Origin of the sequence: Halobacillus amylolyticus, from assembly GCF_022921115.1 — a bacterium.
GTDB lineage: Bacteria > Bacillota > Bacilli > Bacillales > Halobacillaceae > Halobacillus_A > Halobacillus_A amylolyticus.
On sequence record NZ_CP095075.1, the window covers coordinates 3,124,619 to 3,143,460 of the forward strand.

15 protein-coding genes and 1 riboswitch are annotated in these 18,842 nt (G+C 42.1%); of the genes, 10 read left to right on the forward strand and 5 right to left on the reverse strand.

Going from position 1 to position 18,842, the window contains the following annotated elements; genetic code table 11:
- Window positions 1-22 precede the first annotated feature (22 nt).
- The 4 genes from MUO15_RS16045 (at window position 23) to MUO15_RS16060 (ending at window position 4,546) form a co-directional block, all read left to right on the forward strand.
- Window positions 23-1,549 (forward strand): RQC-minor-2 family DNA-binding protein, encoded by a 1,527-nt coding sequence (locus MUO15_RS16045; protein ID WP_245030736.1) that lies wholly within the window; start codon window positions 23-25, stop codon window positions 1,547-1,549.
- A gap of 67 nt (window positions 1,550-1,616) precedes the next feature.
- Window positions 1,617-2,261: a DUF4166 domain-containing protein gene (locus MUO15_RS16050; RefSeq protein WP_245030738.1), complete on the forward strand. Its 645-nt coding sequence runs from the start codon at window positions 1,617-1,619 to the stop codon at window positions 2,259-2,261.
- Between the two features lie 13 nt (window positions 2,262-2,274).
- Window positions 2,275-3,111, forward strand: coding sequence for a tryptophan 2,3-dioxygenase (gene kynA / locus MUO15_RS16055; RefSeq protein WP_245030740.1), 837 nt, complete (start codon window positions 2,275-2,277; stop codon window positions 3,109-3,111).
- Window positions 3,112-3,208: 97 nt separating this feature from the next.
- A complete protein-coding gene (locus tag MUO15_RS16060) occupies window positions 3,209-4,546 on the forward strand; it encodes a polysaccharide deacetylase family protein (RefSeq protein ID WP_245030742.1) in 1,338 nt (445 codons plus the stop codon).
- Between the two features lie 198 nt (window positions 4,547-4,744).
- On the opposite strand, the gene MUO15_RS16065 is transcribed toward MUO15_RS16060, so the two are convergent.
- Both MUO15_RS16065 and metX read right to left on the reverse strand, forming a co-directional pair.
- Window positions 4,745-5,719, reverse strand: a complete 975-nt coding sequence (locus MUO15_RS16065) for a homoserine dehydrogenase (protein WP_245030744.1) — start codon at window positions 5,717-5,719, stop codon at window positions 4,745-4,747.
- Window positions 5,716-6,783, reverse strand: a complete 1,068-nt coding sequence (gene metX, locus MUO15_RS16070; RefSeq protein ID WP_245030745.1) for a homoserine O-acetyltransferase MetX — start codon at window positions 6,781-6,783, stop codon at window positions 5,716-5,718. The genes MUO15_RS16065 and metX overlap by 4 nt, the downstream gene beginning before the upstream one ends.
- Window positions 6,784-6,863: 80 nt before the next feature.
- A riboswitch (SAM riboswitch) is annotated at window positions 6,864-6,977 on the reverse strand.
- 154 nt (window positions 6,978-7,131) lie between these two features.
- Here metX and MUO15_RS16075 point away from each other — a divergent pair.
- The 3 genes from MUO15_RS16075 to MUO15_RS16085 all read left to right on the forward strand — a co-directional run bounded on the left by MUO15_RS16075 (window position 7,132) and on the right by MUO15_RS16085 (window position 9,297).
- Window positions 7,132-7,332 carry a DUF2188 domain-containing protein gene (locus MUO15_RS16075; protein WP_245030747.1) on the forward strand — a complete coding sequence of 67 codons (201 nt, stop codon included), beginning with the start codon at window positions 7,132-7,134 and terminating at the stop codon, window positions 7,330-7,332.
- Window positions 7,333-7,565: 233 nt separating this feature from the next.
- Entirely contained in the window at window positions 7,566-8,783 is a 1,218-nt protein-coding gene (locus tag MUO15_RS16080) for an NAD(P)/FAD-dependent oxidoreductase (protein ID WP_245030749.1), read from the forward strand.
- 40 nt (window positions 8,784-8,823) lie between these two features.
- Complete coding sequence (locus MUO15_RS16085; RefSeq protein ID WP_245030751.1) at window positions 8,824-9,297, forward strand: hypothetical protein; 474 nt, start codon at window positions 8,824-8,826, stop codon at window positions 9,295-9,297.
- Window positions 9,298-9,323: 26 nt separating this feature from the next.
- Here MUO15_RS16085 and MUO15_RS16090 read toward each other — a convergent pair whose 3' ends face one another.
- Window positions 9,324-10,169, reverse strand: a complete 846-nt coding sequence (locus MUO15_RS16090) for a TetR/AcrR family transcriptional regulator (protein ID WP_245030753.1) — start codon at window positions 10,167-10,169, stop codon at window positions 9,324-9,326.
- 112 nt (window positions 10,170-10,281) lie between these two features.
- Between MUO15_RS16090 and MUO15_RS16095 the strand changes: the two genes are divergently transcribed.
- The 3 genes from MUO15_RS16095 to MUO15_RS16105 all read left to right on the forward strand — a co-directional run bounded on the left by MUO15_RS16095 (window position 10,282) and on the right by MUO15_RS16105 (window position 15,890).
- On the forward strand, window positions 10,282-13,431 hold the full coding sequence (locus MUO15_RS16095) for an efflux RND transporter permease subunit (protein WP_245030755.1): 3,150 nt from the start codon (window positions 10,282-10,284) through the stop codon (window positions 13,429-13,431).
- 256 nt (window positions 13,432-13,687) lie between these two features.
- Window positions 13,688-14,794, forward strand: coding sequence for a threonine synthase (locus tag MUO15_RS16100; protein WP_305853250.1), 1,107 nt, complete (start codon window positions 13,688-13,690; stop codon window positions 14,792-14,794).
- A gap of 133 nt (window positions 14,795-14,927) precedes the next feature.
- Window positions 14,928-15,890, forward strand: coding sequence for an NAD(P)/FAD-dependent oxidoreductase (locus tag MUO15_RS16105; RefSeq protein ID WP_245030757.1), 963 nt, complete (start codon window positions 14,928-14,930; stop codon window positions 15,888-15,890).
- Window positions 15,891-16,141: 251 nt separating this feature from the next.
- Here MUO15_RS16105 and rarD read toward each other — a convergent pair whose 3' ends face one another.
- Window positions 16,142-17,047 (reverse strand): EamA family transporter RarD, encoded by a 906-nt coding sequence (gene rarD / locus MUO15_RS16110; RefSeq protein WP_245030759.1) that lies wholly within the window; start codon window positions 17,045-17,047, stop codon window positions 16,142-16,144.
- A gap of 185 nt (window positions 17,048-17,232) precedes the next feature.
- Window positions 17,233-18,825 carry an FAD-dependent oxidoreductase gene (locus tag MUO15_RS16115; RefSeq protein WP_245030761.1) on the reverse strand — a complete coding sequence of 531 codons (1,593 nt, stop codon included), beginning with the start codon at window positions 18,823-18,825 and terminating at the stop codon, window positions 17,233-17,235.
- Window positions 18,826-18,842 lie beyond the last annotated feature (17 nt).

Here is an 18,842-nt window from a genome sequence, read left to right on the forward strand (position 1 = left end):
TCAATTCTAAAGGGGAATTAATATGGGACTGCCAGAAAGTATGACTTACAAGTATGATCGCTACCCGTACGTTATCCTTACTCCTATAGGGAAAATGAACAAACAAATTCGCTCAATTGGGCATAAATTTGAACGAGGACTGCTGTCTCGTATCAATGATGCGATTGCCGATCAAGTGAACCATCGTTCGCTAAAATTAGACCGGCTGCAGCGTTATTTAACCGTTGAAGGAAACACAGCTCTACCTATTTCTTATTTAAAAGATGATGTAATAAACCCTTATTTAATCAGACCTGAGCTATTTCTTTGGACCCAGCATCCGAAAGAACATGGGCTGCCTTATAACAAAGAATTTTTATATGATACAAATGTTACTCAGTTATCTTCGAAGGGGCTTGAACACCATTTGGCGCAAGTGATGGATGATTATTTCTTTTTAGCTGAAATTGCAGAGCATCCAAAGCAGTATTGGTTTAATAAAATTGCTGAAAGTTTTCATCAGCATCCGATTGTTCAGCTTGCCCACTGGAAACGGGATGTCATAGAAGCTGTTGAAACGATGAATCAGTCTGCGTTACTCTCACAACTAAGGTATCCTGAAGAGGTTGCGAGATGGAGAGACCGCATTGATACTGTGATGCGACCATTTCGTGCATTACCAAGGCTTTGGTTGACCCAGCAAAAAGAAATGTGCCGGCATGAGAAGCAACTGCATTTCAATTCCCGTAGCCGGTCAATTAGCTGTCGCTGTGAAGTGTGTGACCTGACTGTGTTTTATCACCTTGACAATGATTGTGTTACCTTACAAGAAGAATATAATTTCGAACGTACCAGTAAGAGAATCACGACAATTGAACAGCAGTTTAATGATATAGCTCAGAAGAATACTACTATTCTTAACCAAATTCAAGAGCTGACAAGGATGAAAGGAAATCTACGGCCAGCCAAGTCCGTGTTAGATGAATCTGTGAGAGTAGCAAGGCAAATCGAGAGGTATAAGGAAGGAGAGAGTGTGCTAGCTTCTTATCCCCTGCTTGAAATGCATGACCAATTGACGTGTTCAGCCTTTCCGACTAAACGTTCACCTTCTGTGTTAGTATGGCTGTCTAACGTTCACCTTTGTGATGTCGGCATGTTGAAGCAGCTTTCTATTTGGAGAAATCATATGGATGGTCAAGTTCATGCTAACGCTGACACTCTGCTTAAGGAACTGCAGGCCCGACTTGATGAAGTTGAATATACCGATGAAGATATTATTATCGAGATCAAAGGTCATGAACTGAGCTATGCCTACGTTCAGCAGGTGCTTGATTTGATCCACTACTACGGAACAGATTATCCTGCTCATACACTCGTTCAAGTGCTTGCAGGCAAATCTACGAATAAGCTACGGCGCTTAAAGCTTCACGAAATACGCTGGTTTGGGTTGTTGTCTGACTGGCCCTCTAAACATATTCAACACTTATTTAATCAATTAGAGAGACAAGGTTGGCTGATGAAACAACGAAAAGGCTATTCGATCAGCGCTTTTGCAGAAGAAGTATTGTAATGAGAAAACAGGGCTTTTTAAAAAGCCCGCTACATAACAACTTTAAATACAAAGGAGGCAGGTACACGTGAAATCTATTTATCATCAAGCACTAGGTGAGAAATTCGATCGTCTTCATCCTGAACTGCAGAAGAAATTTGGGATAACAAGTGAACAAAAAGTAATGGTGCTGGGACAAGGACGCATGACAGAAATTCGCGGGACACCGGCACTTATTCGACCATTTTTGCATATTGGATCAAAAGATCACGTAATTTTTGCAGAAAGGGGGAAAGACGTACCGTTTACTCTTGAGAATTATTCCTATGTTGATGAGCAAGGTTGTGAAGCAATCAGCTACATTCGAAGGTTCTTTTTTCCCTATGCCATACGTGGATTTGATGCAGTGATGTCTTATGATCCGGAGCAGGAAACGGTAGTCGATGATCTGGGCAAGTCCGGCCGTTTATCAACGGTAATGGAGCTTGATGTTACTAAAGAAGGAGGCTTGCTGATGCGTTCAAGGGAAATGAAACTCAATAATCATTTTACTTTTATCGGACCGCGTACTTCCTTGTATGAGCATTACGAAGAAAAAAATCAAGCCTTTCGTGTACATGTGCACGTGGAACATCCATTGGTAGGCACATTGCTCATGTACGAAGGTCTTGTTCATACAGAATTTTTACCAATTACTCCTAATCATATTCCAGAGCGAGGAATTCTAACCTAAAGGAGGAATTAGGATGAGCAAACATGATTCTAAAACAACCGAGAATGTACATACGGAGTTTAAGGAACATATGACGTACGGGGAATATTTAAATCTGGATCAACTACTTTCTGCTCAAAATCGACTTTCGAAACATCATGATGAAATGCTGTTCATAATCATACACCAAGTGAGTGAATTATGGATGAAGCTGACTTTGCATGAACTGAGGGCTGCAATTGACACGATCCGAGAGGGGGATATACAGGAAGCGTTGAAAATGCTGTCGAGAGTATCAAAGATCCAAACACAAATCATCCATGCATGGGATGTTCTCTCGACCCTGACACCGGCTGAATATGTCCAGTTCCGTGACGATTTAGGTCAAGCATCGGGTTTTCAATCCTACCAATATCGTATGGTTGAATTTGCCTTAGGATACAAGACGCCACACGTTTTGAAAATTTATGAAAAGGACCCTGAGCTTCATAAGGAACTTCGAAGCGCTTATGAAGCACCCGGTATATATGATGCAGCAATTGAAAAGCTGGATGAAGCTGGGTTCGAAATTAATAAGGATCTCATAAACAGGGACTTTACAACTATTTATCAATCCGATTCAAGTGTTGAGACTGCCTGGCAGGAAGTGTATAAAGATGTAGATAAATACTGGGACCTTTACCAGCTTGGAGAGAAATTGGTAGATATAGAGGATTGGTTCCAACAGTGGCGTTTCAGACATATGAAGACAGTTGAACGGATTATCGGCCACAAATCAGGGACGGGCGGCTCTTCGGGGGTTAGCTATTTGAAGAAGGTACTCGATCACCGTTTCTTTCCAGAATTATGGGATATTCGTACGAGCCTCTAAATTAACTGAATAAATGGAACATAACAAATATATTAATTAATTATTACGTTTATGTTACACTAAGGTGTGAATTTATTACGGGTAAAGAGGGAAGGTTATGAAGCGATTAAATGTATATATAGCACTCCTTAGTTTATTGTTGATATTGACGGCTTGTTCCTTTTTTATAGCGGATGCAAATGAGAGATCGGATAAAGTAAGCTCAGCGTCATCCAACCACTATGAGGTAATGATGGAAAGTGAGATTGAAGAATACGAGAATTATCAAATTACGATTCATTATCCGCAAACACCAAATGATCAAATTGACCAGATTATTATAGATTATGTGAATCAGAAGAAGGACTCATTTAAAAAGAAAAGCTATGAAGTTGTCATCAATAGCGAAAATAATTCAGCTCACGAACTGCATATTGATTACGAAGTTCTTTATCAGGACGACGAAGTATTTGTTGTCCGATTTGTAGAGAAGACAGATATCGGGCAAGATCAAATTGATGTTACCCGCACAGTTATGAATTTTAATAAATCAAGCGGAAAACGTTTAGATCTTAAGAACCTATTTAAAAGGGATACAAACTATTTAGGGGTCTTAGCCAAGGAAACTAACCAGCGACTTGAAACACAAAAGGAATTCGAGGCTGACCCGAGCAACTTTGAAGAACTAGCTTTAATGGGTGACTCTCTCGTTGTATATATAACTGGAGAAGATCAAAAGAAACTGGCTACAGAAAAATCAGAGGTCTCTATTGATAAGAGTGCACTCAAAGATGTTTTGTTGCCAAAGTATGCCAAGAAAATGAGACCTCAATTGCAAGACAATGATACAACATCTTATCCACCCATCAAAATGAAGGAAGAACCTACACAAGAGATGACTGAGAAACTTGTCGCCATCACTTTTGATAATGGTCCTCATAAAAAGAGAACACCACTTGTTTTAGATGTGTTGGCAGAATATGATGCGAAGGCTACCTTTTTTATGATTGGAAAGCGAATCAAACATTATCCTGAAACGGTAAGAGAAGTAGCTGAACAAGGTCATGAGATCGGTAACCACACATGGGATCATTCAAGCTTTGATCGGCTTTCAGATAGCGAGATTAAGCAACAGCTGGTTGATACACAAAATGTCATTCAAGAGGTAACAGGGATAACAACAAACCTTGTCCGTCTTCCATTTGGTGAAGGTCTCTCGGAAGCTTATGAACCCTATTTTGATGTCGTTTCATCAACGATTACCCCGACCCAGGATTGGAATCTAACGAATGCATCAGAAATTGCCCATTATGTGACTTCTAACGTGGAGGATGGATCGATTATTGTGTTAAGCGATCTTCATTCAACCACACCGAACGCACTGAAGATGATACTTGCGGATTTATCCGAGCGAGGGTACAGTTTTGTAACAGTAAGTGAACTAGCAAATAAATAAAAGGAGCCTTTAACTATCACTCTAGTTAAAGGCTCTTTTTTAACTTAGGAAACTATACAGTGCCCGGACACTTGAGACATAAGACAATCGTCTCCGTGGCCTCACAGGATGTGGGGCCACGAAGACGTTGAAATAAGATGTTTCGAACATAGTCGAACATCACCTCTCGTGTCTATGGAGCGCTCCTGCTTTTGTTGCTTAATATTGAAGTAGTTTTACTGGATAGGACTGAAGAATATGAACAAAATCTTCCACCATCGCACTCGCTGTCGACAATTTACCGGCACCAGGCCCTCTTAATGTCAAGGGACCTGCTAAATCACTGATAAGATGAATAGCATTATCAACCCCGTCAACAGAGTGAAGCCCATGTGTTGGCGGTAAGGCTTGGGGTTTTATACTGGCATATAGTTCACCATTTTTTTCTTCAATCGCAGCGATGTGACGTATTTTCTGCCCGCTGGTTTTAGCGGAGGTTAAATCTTCAGTTGTGACGTTAGTTATCCCTTCACATGGGACATCGGCCCAGTTTGGTTGTCTTTTATAGATGAGTTGACTAAGAATCATCAGTTTGTAAAAAGCATCATAGCCTTCAATATCGTTCGTTGGATCAGCCTCAGCAAATCCTTGTGCCTGCGCTTCTGTTAGTGCGGTATTGAGACTTTTTCCTTCGTTCTGCATGGAAGAGAGGATAAAGTTACTAGTTCCATTCAAAATGGCCTCAATTTTTGTTACTGAATTGACCTGCAGAAGCTTAGTGATCATGCTAATGATGGGGGTGCCAGAGGCTGTTGTTGCTTCATAGCCAATGCCTACATGGTTTGCGGCTTTATCTAACAAATGAGTGCCGTGTTTGGCAAACATTACTTTGTTTGCTGTAATGACGTGAATTCGCTTGTCGATGGCTTTTGTTAAATAGGAAAAGCTAGGCTGTTCACCAACAATAGCCTCAAAGATTACATCAGGTTCTTGTGCAAGAATCGCATCAAATTGATCGGTTATAAGAACAGAATCAGGCAGAATGCGTTCCTTCGCTTTGTTTTGAACGAGGACACCACATAACTGTACTGATTCTCCTGTTAATTGGGTTAGCTGTTTCTGTTTATTTTGCAGAATTTGATAAACGCCCTGTCCGACTGTTCCAAATCCTAGAATCGCTACTTTAATCGTCAACCTTCATTCACTCCCTCGTTCAATTTATCACCAAGCCACGCCCCCCATTCTGAAAATTCCACAAGAAATCCATCATGTCCATAGTCTGTTTGTACATGATAATGCTCACTGTCTGAGGCATATTCACTAAAGGGCTGAATCAGTTCTTTTGGATAGAGAAGGTCGTGTTCAAAGCTTACGGTATAGAGGTGCGGTTTATAATTCTCAGCCGTTTCCTGTAAGTTACCGCGTCCTCTTCTAATATCATGGTTGTTCATGGCTTCTAGCAAATAGAGATAGCTATTCGCATCAAAACGCTGCTTTATTTTTTCACCTTGATAATTTAAATAGGACTGGATCGAGTAAAGAGCATCCCCCTGCTCCCGTGCAAATCGTTTTTGAAAAAGAGGACCGCTTCTGTACGTAACCATGCCGGTCATTCGGGCAATTTCAAAGCCGTGCAACTCGTCATTAGATCTATAATCTCCGTCATTGTAGGCTGGATCATCCTGGATAGCCCTTGCCCCAATATGGTTAAAGGCAATCCCGTAATCACTTAAATAGGGGGTGGCGGCTAAAACGTAGAGCTGCTTCATAAATTCTGGATAAAGCATTCCCCATTCAAGTGTTTGCATCCCCCCAAGCGATCCCCCCGCCACGGCATGAAGTTTGGTAATCCCTAACTTTTCAAGTGCTCTGTGTTGGGCGTGAACCATGTCGCGGATCGTTACGTTTGGAAAATCCAGGCGGTACAACTCACCAGTCTCAGGATTTATACTTGCAGGCCCAGTTGACCCGTGGCATCCTCCAAGGACGTTGAATGTGATCACTTGAAACCGGGTAGTATCAATCGGACATTGCTCCCCGACAAGACCAGCCCACCAGCCGGGACTTTCTTTAGAACCAATAGCGTACTGATTTCCGGTTAAGGCATGGCAAAGTAGAATGACGGGGGCGTTCCTAGGACCGTAGTGCTCAAAAGCCAGCTCCACTTGAGGAAGTGTCTCACCAGATTCAAATGTAAAGTTTCCAATCGAAACTTTTGCTGTTGTCTGTTGCTGTTCAGTAGGGTTTTGCAATGACATGCTTCATCCCTCCTTCAAAATGATTTCCATATAAAAAGCCCTCTTCTTTAGTAAGAAGAGGGCGTATGTATCGATTCCTCCTCTTATCTGTCAGATCCAGATTCGATCTGTAGGAATTAGCACCTTTTCAAGCCGATTGCTTGAAGGTTGCCGGGCATCACAGGGCCTAGTCCCTCTGCCACTCTCGATAAGAGATATTCAGTTCACTTACTTTTTAAATGTATGTTTCGAATTATAAAAGGAGAATGTAGTATTGTCAAACTATTTTTGATAATGAACCGGAATGTTTGAGGCGATTTCATAGTGGGAAGACTCATTGTAGAACAATGAATAGAGGAGAGATAATTGATGAAGGAATACAGTGTTGTACCAAATAAAGATGTGACAGGCTGGTTAGTGAAAATTGAAGATGTCGCGCCGACTGATTTATATGATGAGCGGGATACAGCGGTCGAGAAGGCAACTGAATTAGCGGAGAACGATAAGCCTAGCCGAGTGCTTATCATGGACCAAAATCATAATATAGAACAAGAAAAGAAGTTTGAATAGACGAAAAGGCTCCCACGATGGGAGTCTTTTTTAGTGCAGGAGTCGAAATATGCAATTATGTTATCATCTCGTGCAATTATGCTGTTTTATGTGCAATAAATGATAATTCCGTGCAATTATACGTTATTTCATGCAATTAATTCACTGCAACCCACCCCTCAAACTCCTAACTAGCTGTTTTTGTGAAAAAACGTTACGCTAAAGAAAATAGGGAGCGAAGGATGTGCAGGGAGATGGAAGAATATGTGGATGTTGTGATTGTAGGAGCGAGAGTGGCAGGATCAAGTCTGGCGATCTTACTTGGAGAAATAGGGAAGCGGGTGCTGCTGATTGATAAGGCATCTTTTCCGAGTGATACACTATCTACACACCATATGTCACATGTCCATTACCTTGCGAAACTGGGTGTATTGGAAGAGGTCGAAGCAAAGGGGTTGCGGAAAATTAATAGAATGCGTACATATATTGGTGATAGTTTTGTAGAGGGCCCGAGAGATTCCTATACGATTATTCCAAGACGCAGTCATTTAGATCACGTTCTTCTGTCCAAAGCCTGCAGTTATGATAGGGTCGAGTTCTTATCAGGATGGTCTGTAAGAGAACTGTTTTATGATAAAGACCAAGTAAGCGGAGTTGAAGCGGTCGATAGCAGAGGGGAAACCAAGACGATCCATGCTTCGCTTGTGGTGGGGGCTGATGGAAAGCATTCAAATATTGCTGAGTGGGTTCAGGCAGGAAAATACGGGGCACATTCCCCGCTTCGCCCCGTATTCTACGGTTATTATCACGGGATAGAGCCGTTAATCGAACCGACGACAGAGATCTTCCTTAATGAAGGCCGAATCGGCTTCCTATTTCCGATGGAACCTGGGGTCGAATGTTTAGGTCTTGAAGTACATCCAGAAGAATTTAAGGAATTTGCTAAAAACCCAGCAAAGTTTGAGGAAACCTACCAAACATTTTATGGGATGGAGCGACGGTTAAAGCACGCGTCACTCCAAGGGAAGATTATTGGCACGCCAGGTGTGCCGAATTTCTTCCGTGAGCCTTCAGGAAAAGGATGGATCCTAATTGGCGATGCGGCCCATAGTAAAGATCCGAGCACGGGACTTGGTATCAATGATGCCTTCATGCAATCCTTTTTGTTAGCTGAGGCGATGCAGAAGTATGAAGAGGGAACACCCTGGAAAGAAGTCATGGCTGAATTTAAGGTGAAACGAGATGACCGGCTTATGCCTGGCTACCGCCTGACCCTTGATTACATTCAGTCAATGAGATCATGGTCTAAAAACGAAGAAGCCCTCTTTCAGTCGATGGCGGCCAATCCGATGGTATGGAATAAAATTATCCCCCATCTTCCTGATTTGTTAAAGGAGCATTCTGCAGATGTTCCAGAACTTTATGGGTCTGTGGAAGGGGAAGCGAAGAACTTTGGCTTAGGGAAGGAGTAAGGGCCTCTCATATAGAATGAAGACTATAGAGGTGGTTATAGTGACATGGACGAAAGAAGAAGCTTTTGCAAAACTACAAAGCATTTACACAGATAAAGTCATGCAAGAGGAGAAGCGCAGAATCTTTCAGCAAGTGTATCGCCACTTGCATGAACACTTGGATGACTTAGCTGTTAAGTCGGGTCTAAAACAGGAAACAGAGAAGCAGCTGAAATTCTTCAAAGAATATACCTTTATGCCTGGCGATAATTTGTTTCAGTCGATGCGCTATGTATTTTTGTTAGCACGGGGTGAACGTGAAAGCGATGCACAAACGACAGAGCAGCATTTGAATCGAATTTACCGCTCGCTGTTCCAACCCGCTGGCTTGAAAAATCCCTATATCCCTGACTCCTTTTGGTCAACAACATTAGGCGTCGCTTGTCTAGTTGCACAAAAGGGCGTTGAGTCGGTGTATCCGATTCTTGATGAAATCGTTGAAGCAGAGCAAATGGAAGAATTTAATAACCGCTAGATGTGTTAAGCGTATTCTAGCGGTTATTAGATTTGGAAAAAAGAACGAATTTGTCCAACGACTTGCTGAAAGTCATGTTCTTCTTCAAGGTTTGTCAGCATACCTTTAATGACAGCAAGACGAGGTTCGGAACTTTTAAGTTCTTCAAGAATCACCGCAATCGTGTCTTTAATATCCTTTGGAGAGGATGTCTGTCTTTCTTGCAAACCTTCTACAATTTGATCTAATTGTTGAGAATAGTAGTCCCTTGGAATAATTTCACTCATGATTTTTTCTGTGATGACTGGTTGGTCATTACTGCGGTTGAATCCCTCTACTAGAAAGTCAACTCGCTTTAGCATCCCTTCGCAAAGGTTTTCAATATCAAATTTAACATTCTCAATAATGATCAAATCGATATACGTTTTAAATACCCCCTGAAGAAGAAGCGTAATTTCCCATACACACTCTTTTATGTCCTTCCCATAGATATCCATAAGGTTTTTTTTATAAAAATGATAGGAGTTAAATCTCATATGCTGCAGGAATTTTTCAATATCATCATTAAACGGAATCGCCTGCTCGCGTATTTGCATAATAATAAATTCACGATGTTCGATGATTTCTTTAAATGTGACGGAAAGGTTTTTAATAAACTTCTCCCGCGGATTCAAATCCTTAGCTTGAATTTCATCTGTTTTCACCTGAATTTGTCTGGAGTAATGGTAAAAAATGTCTAATAAAAGGGCGTCCTTCGACTTAAAGTGTAAATAAAATGCTCCTTTGGATATGCCGCATTCATTGGCGATCTCCTGGACAGAGGTTGCACTAAAGCCCTTTTTAGCAAAAAGTTTAATTGCCTGTTCGATGATGAATATACTTTTATCTTCCATGTTGTTTACCCCTTAAATTGTAAAATAAAAAATGTACCTCTTGACTTTTGACCGGTCAGTCATTTATATTATAATCTGTTATGACTATCTGGTCAATCAGGAGGGGAATAGTGTGAAGCAAATTATAAATTTTTCTATGAACAACAAGTTTGCAGTTTGGTTAATGACTATTATTATAACCATAGCAGGTTTATATTCAGGTTTAAATATGAAACTAGAAACAATTCCAGATATCGAACCGCCGATTATTACGGTATCTACCGTTTATCCAGGAGCCACACCTGAAGAAGTGGCTGAGAATATATCGGAACCCTTAGAACAACAGGTGGCTAATTTAAGTGGATTGAAAACGGTCAGTTCTACATCTTATCAAAATGCTTCTACACTTACGCTGGAATATGGATTTGATAAAAACTTGGATGAGGCAGAAGATGAGTTGAAGGACGCAGTTGGCCAGGTTAATTTACCGGATTCTGCCCAGGATCCTACTGTCAGCCGGTTGAACTTTAGTGCTTTTCCTGTTGTCAGTTTAAGTGTGATCAATAAAGAGCAATCCTTAGATGAGCTGACGACAACAGTAGAAGACCAGGTTGTACCCTCACTAGAAGGAATTGAAGGCGTTGCTGACGTGCAAGTGTCAGGACAGCAAGTTCAGGAAGTTCAGATCGATTTTGACGAAGCTGCTTTAGAAGAGCGTGGGATGAATGTTGAGACAGTACAGAACTTAATCAAAGGTTCGGATGTTTCAATCCCGCTTGGGTTATATACTTTTGAAGATACACAAAAATCTGTCGTCATCGATGGGGAATTAACAACAGTTGAGGATCTAAGAAACCTAGAAATCCCTGCGATCCCTACGTCACAGGGATCGGCAGCACCACAAGGCCAGCCTTCTTCCCAAGGAGAAGCTCCGGAACAGGGGCAGGCATCTGGGGGAACGATGACGGCAGAACAGGCAGCCGAGGCCGGAATCCCAACTGTCCAGCTTCAGGAACTTGCCGAAATTGAAGTTGTCGGGCAGGCAGAGTCTATTTCCCGTACTAATGGGGAAGATTCGATTTCCCTGCAAATCGTAAAATCTCAAGAAGCTAATACTGTCGATGTCGTTAATTCAGTAAAAGAACAAACGGCAGAATTAAAAGAAGAACTCGCTGGAACAGAATTTATTTACTCTTTTGACCAAGGAGAGCCGATTGAAGAATCGGTTAGCACGATGTTGAACAAGGCGCTGTTTGGAGGATTATTCGCCGTTATCGTCATCCTCTTATTCTTGCGCAATTTCAGAACAACAGTCATTTCTGTGATATCGATTCCGCTTTCCTTATTAATAGCCGTCCTCATTCTTAAGCAGATGGATATTACATTAAATATTATGACATTAGGTGCCATGACGGTAGCTATAGGCAGGGTAGTAGATGATTCGATTGTTGTCGTAGAGAATATATACAGGCGAATGTCACTGTCTGATGAAAAGTTAAGAGGCAAAGACCTTGTTCGCTCCGCTACACGCGAAATGTTTATGCCGATCCTATCCTCGACGATTGTGACGATTGCCGTATTTTTACCGCTAGGACTAGTAGAAGGAACCGTTGGGCAAATCTTTTTACCGTTTGCTTTAACCGTTGTCTTCGCATTGCTTGCCTCCTTGCTTGTAGCCATTACTATTGTGCCGATGATGTCCCATTCATTATTGAAGCAAGGTAAAATGAAAAAAGTTGATCACGATCATAAAGATGGACGTTTAGTTAGAGTTTATCGAGCACTGCTAAATAGCACGTTAAATCACAAAATTATTTCATCGATGATTGCATTAGTGATTTTAGTTGGTAGTGTCGCTCTCGTACCGTTGGTAGGGGTGAGTTTCCTGCCTGCTCAAGAGCAGAAAATGATCATAGCCACATATAGTCCGGAGCCAGGTCAGACACTTGAGGATGTTGAAAATACCGCCATTGATGCCCAAGAATATTTTGAAGGCAGAGAAGGTGCAGAAACGATTCAATATTCTGTGGGTGGGGAAAATCCGATGAGCCCCGGTGCATCGAATCAAGCCGTATTCTTTGTGGAATATGATAGTGAAACCGAAAACTTTTCCTCAGAAAGTCAAATGGTGATTGATCACCTGCAAGAATCAACTGAAAAAGGAGAATGGTCATCCCAGGACTTCTCTTCTACAGGCTCAAGTAGTTCACTCGAACTTCTCGTTTATGGAGATAGCATTGACGAAATTGAACCTGTTGTAGAAGATGTTCAAAACGTTTTGTCTAAACAAGAGAATTTGACAGGAATTGATTCAAGCCTATCTGAATCATACGAGGAATACACACTCGTTGCTGATCATGGAAAATTAAGCGAACTTGGATTAACAGCAGGTCAGTTAGGTATGGAGTTGAGTCAAAATGGTGAACAGCCTGTACTCACAACGATTAAACAGGATGGTGAAGAGTTAAATGTGTATGTTGAAGTAGAGAAGGACAATTATGCAGGCATTAATGATATAACAGACCAGGAACTGCAAACTCCGACAGGTCAATCTGTTGCCATTAGTGAAGTGGTTGAGGTGGAGGAAGGAACAACAGCTGATACCATCACTAAAAAAAATGAACGCGTTTATGCCAGTGTCAGCGCCAAGATTACCACTGACGATATCGGCGCTGTGTCTGCTGATGTACAAAGTGAAATTGACGACCTTGAATTACCGCCTGGCATGGAAGTAACCATGGGCGGAGTCGCGGAGGATATTCAAGAATCCTTCACCCAGCTAGGGTTAGCGATGCTTGCAGCAATTGCGATCGTCTACCTCGTGCTCGTGATCTTCTTTGGCGGGGCCATGGCGCCGCTTGCCATTCTATTCTCGTTACCATTCACAATTATTGGTGCTGTATTAGGCTTACTTATTAGCGGAGAAACGATTAGCATTTCCGCCATGATCGGTGCCCTAATGTTAATTGGAATTGTCGTGACGAATGCGATTGTTTTAATAGACCGCGTGATTCATAGAGAAAAAGAAGGCTACACGACAAGAGAAGCATTAGTAGACGCCGGAATGACACGCCTGCGACCGATCCTTATGACTGCACTTGCCACGATCGGTGCCTTGCTGCCATTGGCTTTAGGCCTTGAAGGTGGATCAATTATTAGTAAAGGACTAGGGGTTACCGTAATCGGAGGGTTAACAAGTTCCACGTTGTTAACGTTGCTTATTGTGCCACTAGCCTATGAAGTATTAAGTAAGTTCCGTAAAAAGAAGAAAGTTAAAGCGTAGAGATAAAAGAGCCATCCCATATTGGGATGGCTCTTTTATCAGCGCTTAGGAGAGATTTATCAGCGCTTAGGAGAGATTTATCAGCGCTTAGGAGAGATTTATCAGCGCTTAGGAGAGATTTATCAGCGCTTAGGAGAGATTTATCAGCGCTTAGGAGAGATTTATCAGCGCTTAGGAGAAATTAACCGACGCCCGCTCCGTCATGAAGGAATTAGAACGAGGCATATCGAAAAAAGAAGAGAGAGGAGAACTGTATATGAAAGACAAATTTATAGACTCAGGAACAGGGGAAGAGTACACACCCTCTATATCAGAGTGGCGTCCCCAAAAAGGAATCTTTACTCTAAAGCCATACCATGTCGAATTTCCTATAGAGAAGATTAAAGGTCGCGGTCCATCTATGTGGAGGTATCAGGAAGCACTACCATTCGAGGATCAGGAACCCCCCTCTGCCATCACACTTGGAGAGGGGATGACCCCACTCGTCAGCCTTGATGGACGCAATCCTAACATTCTGATGAAAATGGACTATCTTATGCCTACGGGTTCCTTTAAGGATAGAGGAGCAGCTGTTTTAATAGCGAAGGCTAAAGAACTTGGAGTGACATCAGTGATCGCTGATAGCAGCGGAAATGCGGGGACATCGATCGCTGCCTACTGTGCTCGGGCGAATATCGATTGTCACATCTATGTTCCGGCCTCCACTTCTGAAAAGAAAATCGCTCAAATTAAGGCACATGGGGCTGAATTGCACAAAATTACTGGTTCGCGTGAAGATACAGCGCGAGCCGCCATAGCTCATGTTAAAAAGGAAAAGCTTTTTTATGCGAGCCACGTGTATAATCCCTACTTTTACGAAGGGACGAAGACGTTTGCTTTTGAAATATGGGAACAACACAACTTTTGTGCGCCAGATACATTAATTCTTCCAGTTGGGAATGGGACACTGCTATTAGGAGCTTATATTGGCTTCAAGAACCTAAAACAAGCTGGAATGATCAAGAGGGTTCCTAAGATCATTGCTGTTCAAGCTGAGCCTTGCGCACCTATCGCCAAGGCCTTTCATCAAAACAAGGCCATTTCTGCTGTTGAAAATATTGGCACCCAAGCGGAAGGAATTGCGATCGCAAATCCAGCTAGGGGGCAACAAGTCATTTCTGCTGTAAAAGATACAGAGGGTACGATCATTACAGCACCAGAGGCTCAAATTGATTCAGCAATACAGGAGCTAGCTAGGAAGGGTTTTTATGTGGAACCGACAACGGCCGCTACGTATGCCGCATTCAAAAAATATAGGGGAAACTTTTTAAATAAAGATGATGTTACTGTCCTATCACTATGCGGTTCAGGTTTAAAGAAATAAATGAGGAGAGGATTCATATCAATGAAAAGGAGGGGAGAAATCGCACATTTGCAGAAAGGAATGGAACAGACTGAATAAAATAAATTTAATCAGGTGGTCAGTCTTTTTTCATAAACAAGGAGGAAAATCAATTATGCATAGGTATGATGTTGCAATTATTGGATCGGGTTTATCGGGGATTATTGCGGCACAAAAACTACATCAATCCAATTCCAAGGTACTCCTTTTGGAAAAAGATCCGCGTGTAGGAGGCAGGCTTGCGACAAGGAAATTTTCTAAAGGTAAAGTAGATTATGGTGCACAGTTTTTCACTGTTCGATCGGATGAACTTAACCAAGAAGTTCAAGATTGGCTGGAAAAAGGCTGGGTGAAGCAGTGGTTTGGCGAGGATTATCCGCGGTATACCTCAGTAGCTGGAATGCAGGAATTCTCAAGGTGTTTAGCCGCAAATCTGCCGCTATTCCTTTCAAGAAACGTATCGTATATAAATGATCAGGGCTCCTATTTTTTATTAGGTGATGAAGAGGGAAGGGTCTACGAAAGTGAACAGGTAATATGTACAATGCCTGCTCCTCAAACCTTGAGCCTTCTTGCCAACAGCCCCGTCCGTGTTGCGCACACAGCGCAACATGCGTTAAGGGCGCTTACGTACAAATCTACATATGTAGGGCTTTTTCAGTTTGATCAGCCTACCGTTTTTCCAGAAAACGGCCACATGGATAAAAATCTGCCTTTAGGGGTGGAGCGGATGGTCGATCATCAAAAGAAAGGGATTTCATCAGAGGCGATCGTTAGTATTTATATGACGGCCGACTGGTCTGTGAACCATGACGAGGAAAAGGATATCCTCGAATTGGTGAGAAACAAGACGGCATCCTATCTAGATTTTCAAACTCTCGTTTCTCAGCAACTGGAAACATGGCGTTACGCGCAATCAGCTGACACGTATCCTCAATCCTTTTTACAGTTAGATAAAGAAGGGAGAATATTTGCTGTCGGAGACGCTTTCCTGCGAGCAGATGACCAAGCGGGGCGAACCCGATTTGAAAGTGCCTTCCTTTCTGGATATGATATAGCATCCCACTTAAGAGCTTGAAGAAATTCTGCGAGAAGTAAAAGAGGCTGGGACAAATTCTAGTGAAATCTATTCGGGTTATTTGTGCGCCAAGGAAGGATTTCTACCATCGCTCCGTCAAAACACTTCGCTTTCCTGCGGGATCTTTGGCTCGCGCTGTTCCCGCAGGAGTCTACGTATTTTGACTACGCTAATTATCTGCGTTTATACTATTCATTTTTTATCGTTCGTTCTTTGACATCATTGCTTTACTTATGTCCTAGCCTCCAATTTCATTGAGCTGTTTTACCTTCATATCTGCGCAACCGTTTCATTCTAGAAACTGTATATACGGCAAGTCCCGCCCAAATTAACGTAAAGGATACAAGGTGCACCTCTGTAAATGGTTCATTATAAAGAAAGACGCCGAGAAACAGCATGATCGTAGGAGCGAAGTATTGTAGAAAGCCTACCATTGAGAGCGGTATTCGCTTGGCACCTGCTGAGAACAGCAGTAGCGGAATAGCCGTAGCGACCCCTGATCCAAATACGATTAGTGTCGTTATTGACCAGAAGTCGATATCCGGAGGCGGTCCTTGAACACGCAAAAGATAAGTGAGTGCTATGGGGGAAACGATTAGTGTCTCAACCGTTAAGCCAAACATCGCATTCAATGAAACGAGTTTTTTCAGTAAACCGTAAGCCCCGAAGCTCAATGCCAGTAGTAAGGCGATCCACGGCACGGAACCGAAATGTACGGTCATGTAAATCACGCCACTGGCCGCTAAAATGAAAGCGAGCCATTGTGGTTTTGAAAACGTTTCTTTTAAAACGATCATTCCAAGCAGAATACTGACTAGTGGGTTGATATAGTAGCCAAGACTGGCCTCAACTACGTGATTATTGTTGACTGCCCATATGTATGCAAGCCAGTTAATACTAATCGTAATCGAAGCAAGCTTAACCCCGATCAAACTTTTTTTATCAGCCCAAATCCGTTTCGACTCATCGACAAATGGTTTCCATTTTTTTAGAATGAGCACAATACCCATCATAAATACGAAAGACCAAACGATGCGGTGAGCTAATATTTCAAAGGCGGGGATCTCTTGTATCAATTTCCAGTATATGGGTAAAAACCCCCATAAAATATATGCACCTGCTGTATATATTACACCGAGCTTATTATCATCCAACATTAAGCATAACCCTTTCGTGATCCTGTTTATCTACTTAAGCTATTCTAGCCAATTAAATAAAAATTGGAAAGAAAAAGGGTTTATAAATTAAAAGATACTATTCAAGCTCCAAAATGAATCTTTGTTTCCTTTGTTAAAAATGTTTACTAAACAAAAAAAGAGCGCCAAATAAGCGCTCCTTACTCCTATTGATGATCAGTGGATTCTTCAAAAGCTTCCGGATCATCAGGAATCATGGGAACTTCCTCACTGTCATTAAATTCGATTTTTTCAAGGGGGCGTTTTGCCGGTCCTTCCATAACGGCTCCGTCATATGAGAAACGGGAACCGTGGCAAGGGCAATCCCATGTATGCTCGCCACTGTTCCATTCCACTTCGCAACCCAAGTGTGTACAAGTTGTATCGAGAAGATGGAGCTCTCCTTTATCATCTTTATAAGCACCTGCCCGTTTGCCTTCCCACTGTACGATGGTTCCTTGACCTTCTTCTAAGGTGGCAGGTCCCTTATCTACAAGCTCTACTTTTCCTTCGACTAAATGTGCAGCCACATTCATATTATTGGTAAGAAAATGCTTAATGCTCGGATCCGCTTTAAATCGTGCAGGTGAAAAGACAGAATGATATTTGGACTCTCGCCCCATTACATAATCAGTAAGTAATTGACCAGCAACTGCGCTGTTCGTCATACCCCATTTTCTAAACCCTGTCGCTACAAAAATTCGATCGTTATTCATCGTCATCGGTCCAATATAAGGAACTTTATCTAATGTCGTTAAGTCCTGGGTTGACCACTGGAATAATTTATTTTTGACCCCGAATGTGCGCGCTGCATATTCTTCAAGCGCTTTGTAGTGAAAAGACATATCGTTTCCTTCACCCGTACGATGACTCTCGCCGCCAATCAACAAAATTTCCTTGTCATCAAATACAGCAGATCGAATGGATCGTTTAGGTTCATCGATGGATAAATACATCCCGTTTGTCCATTCTTTTTCAGGCTCGATGGCGATTACGTAGGAGCGTTCAGCATACATCCGGCTGAAGTACATCCCTTTATCGTAAAAAGGGAAGTGTGAACATGTGATAAGGTAATCAGAGGTAATCGTGTGGCCCTCTCCCGTCTCAACTTCGACTTGCTTTCCTTCTTTAACATCCACAGCTTTCGTATGTTCGTAAATTTCACCGCCTAGCTCGATGATTTCATTAAGGAGATAGGCCAAATAACGTAATGGATGAAAATGTGCTTGATTACGCATACACAGGACCCTTGTTGTTTCCGTGTCGAAAGGAAGATCGTCAAAATGTTCCCCCGCAATTTCCAGCCGCCCATACGCTTTCTGTTCCCTTTCAAGCTTTTTGGCACCTTGCTCTGTTGTCGCGAATAGATAGGCATCTTCACGCTGCCAATTACAGTTTATCGAATGATCATTAATGTGCTTTTCAATGGTGGCCATGGCGTCTTCTTGTGCTTTGAAATAAAGAGCCGCTCCCTCTTCGCCAAAATGCTTAATGAGTTCATGATAAATAAGACCATGCTGAGCTGTTACTTTCGCTGTTGTATGGCCAGTTGTTCCATTCAATAGTTCATCTGCTTCAATGAGGGTAACCTTTTTCCCCTCTTTAGCAAGCATGTAGGCCGTTGTAATTCCTGTAATCCCCCCACCTACAATCGTGACTGTTGTCGCTGTCGATTCCTTGAGCACCGGGAAACTGTCAAGCTTCGTATTCTTCCTCCACATTGGTTCTGGCTTTGTCCACTCTTTGAAGTTTTTACTCATATGGATCCTCCTTTATT

Excerpts from the sequence above, each read along its gene's own strand:
- MUO15_RS16045 (WP_245030736.1), top strand. The coding sequence starts at position 23 with ATGGGACTGCCAGAAAGTATGACTTACAAGTATGATCGCTACCCGTAC.
- kynA (WP_245030740.1), top strand. The coding sequence starts at position 2,275 with ATGAGCAAACATGATTCTAAAACAACCGAGAATGTACATACGGAGTTT.
- MUO15_RS16060 (WP_245030742.1), top strand. The coding sequence starts at position 3,209 with ATGAAGCGATTAAATGTATATATAGCACTCCTTAGTTTATTGTTGATA.
- metX (WP_245030745.1), bottom strand. The coding sequence starts at position 6,783 with ATGTCATTGCAAAACCCTACTGAACAGCAACAGACAACAGCAAAAGTT.
- MUO15_RS16075 (WP_245030747.1), top strand. The coding sequence starts at position 7,132 with ATGAAGGAATACAGTGTTGTACCAAATAAAGATGTGACAGGCTGGTTA.
- MUO15_RS16080 (WP_245030749.1), top strand. The coding sequence starts at position 7,566 with ATGGAAGAATATGTGGATGTTGTGATTGTAGGAGCGAGAGTGGCAGGA.
- MUO15_RS16090 (WP_245030753.1), bottom strand. The coding sequence starts at position 10,169 with ATGGAAGATAAAAGTATATTCATCATCGAACAGGCAATTAAACTTTTT.
- MUO15_RS16100 (WP_305853250.1), top strand. The coding sequence starts at position 13,688 with ATGAAAGACAAATTTATAGACTCAGGAACAGGGGAAGAGTACACACCC.
- MUO15_RS16105 (WP_245030757.1), top strand. The coding sequence starts at position 14,928 with ATGCATAGGTATGATGTTGCAATTATTGGATCGGGTTTATCGGGGATT.
- rarD (WP_245030759.1), bottom strand. The coding sequence starts at position 17,047 with ATGTTGGATGATAATAAGCTCGGTGTAATATATACAGCAGGTGCATAT.
- MUO15_RS16115 (WP_245030761.1), bottom strand. The coding sequence starts at position 18,825 with ATGAGTAAAAACTTCAAAGAGTGGACAAAGCCAGAACCAATGTGGAGG.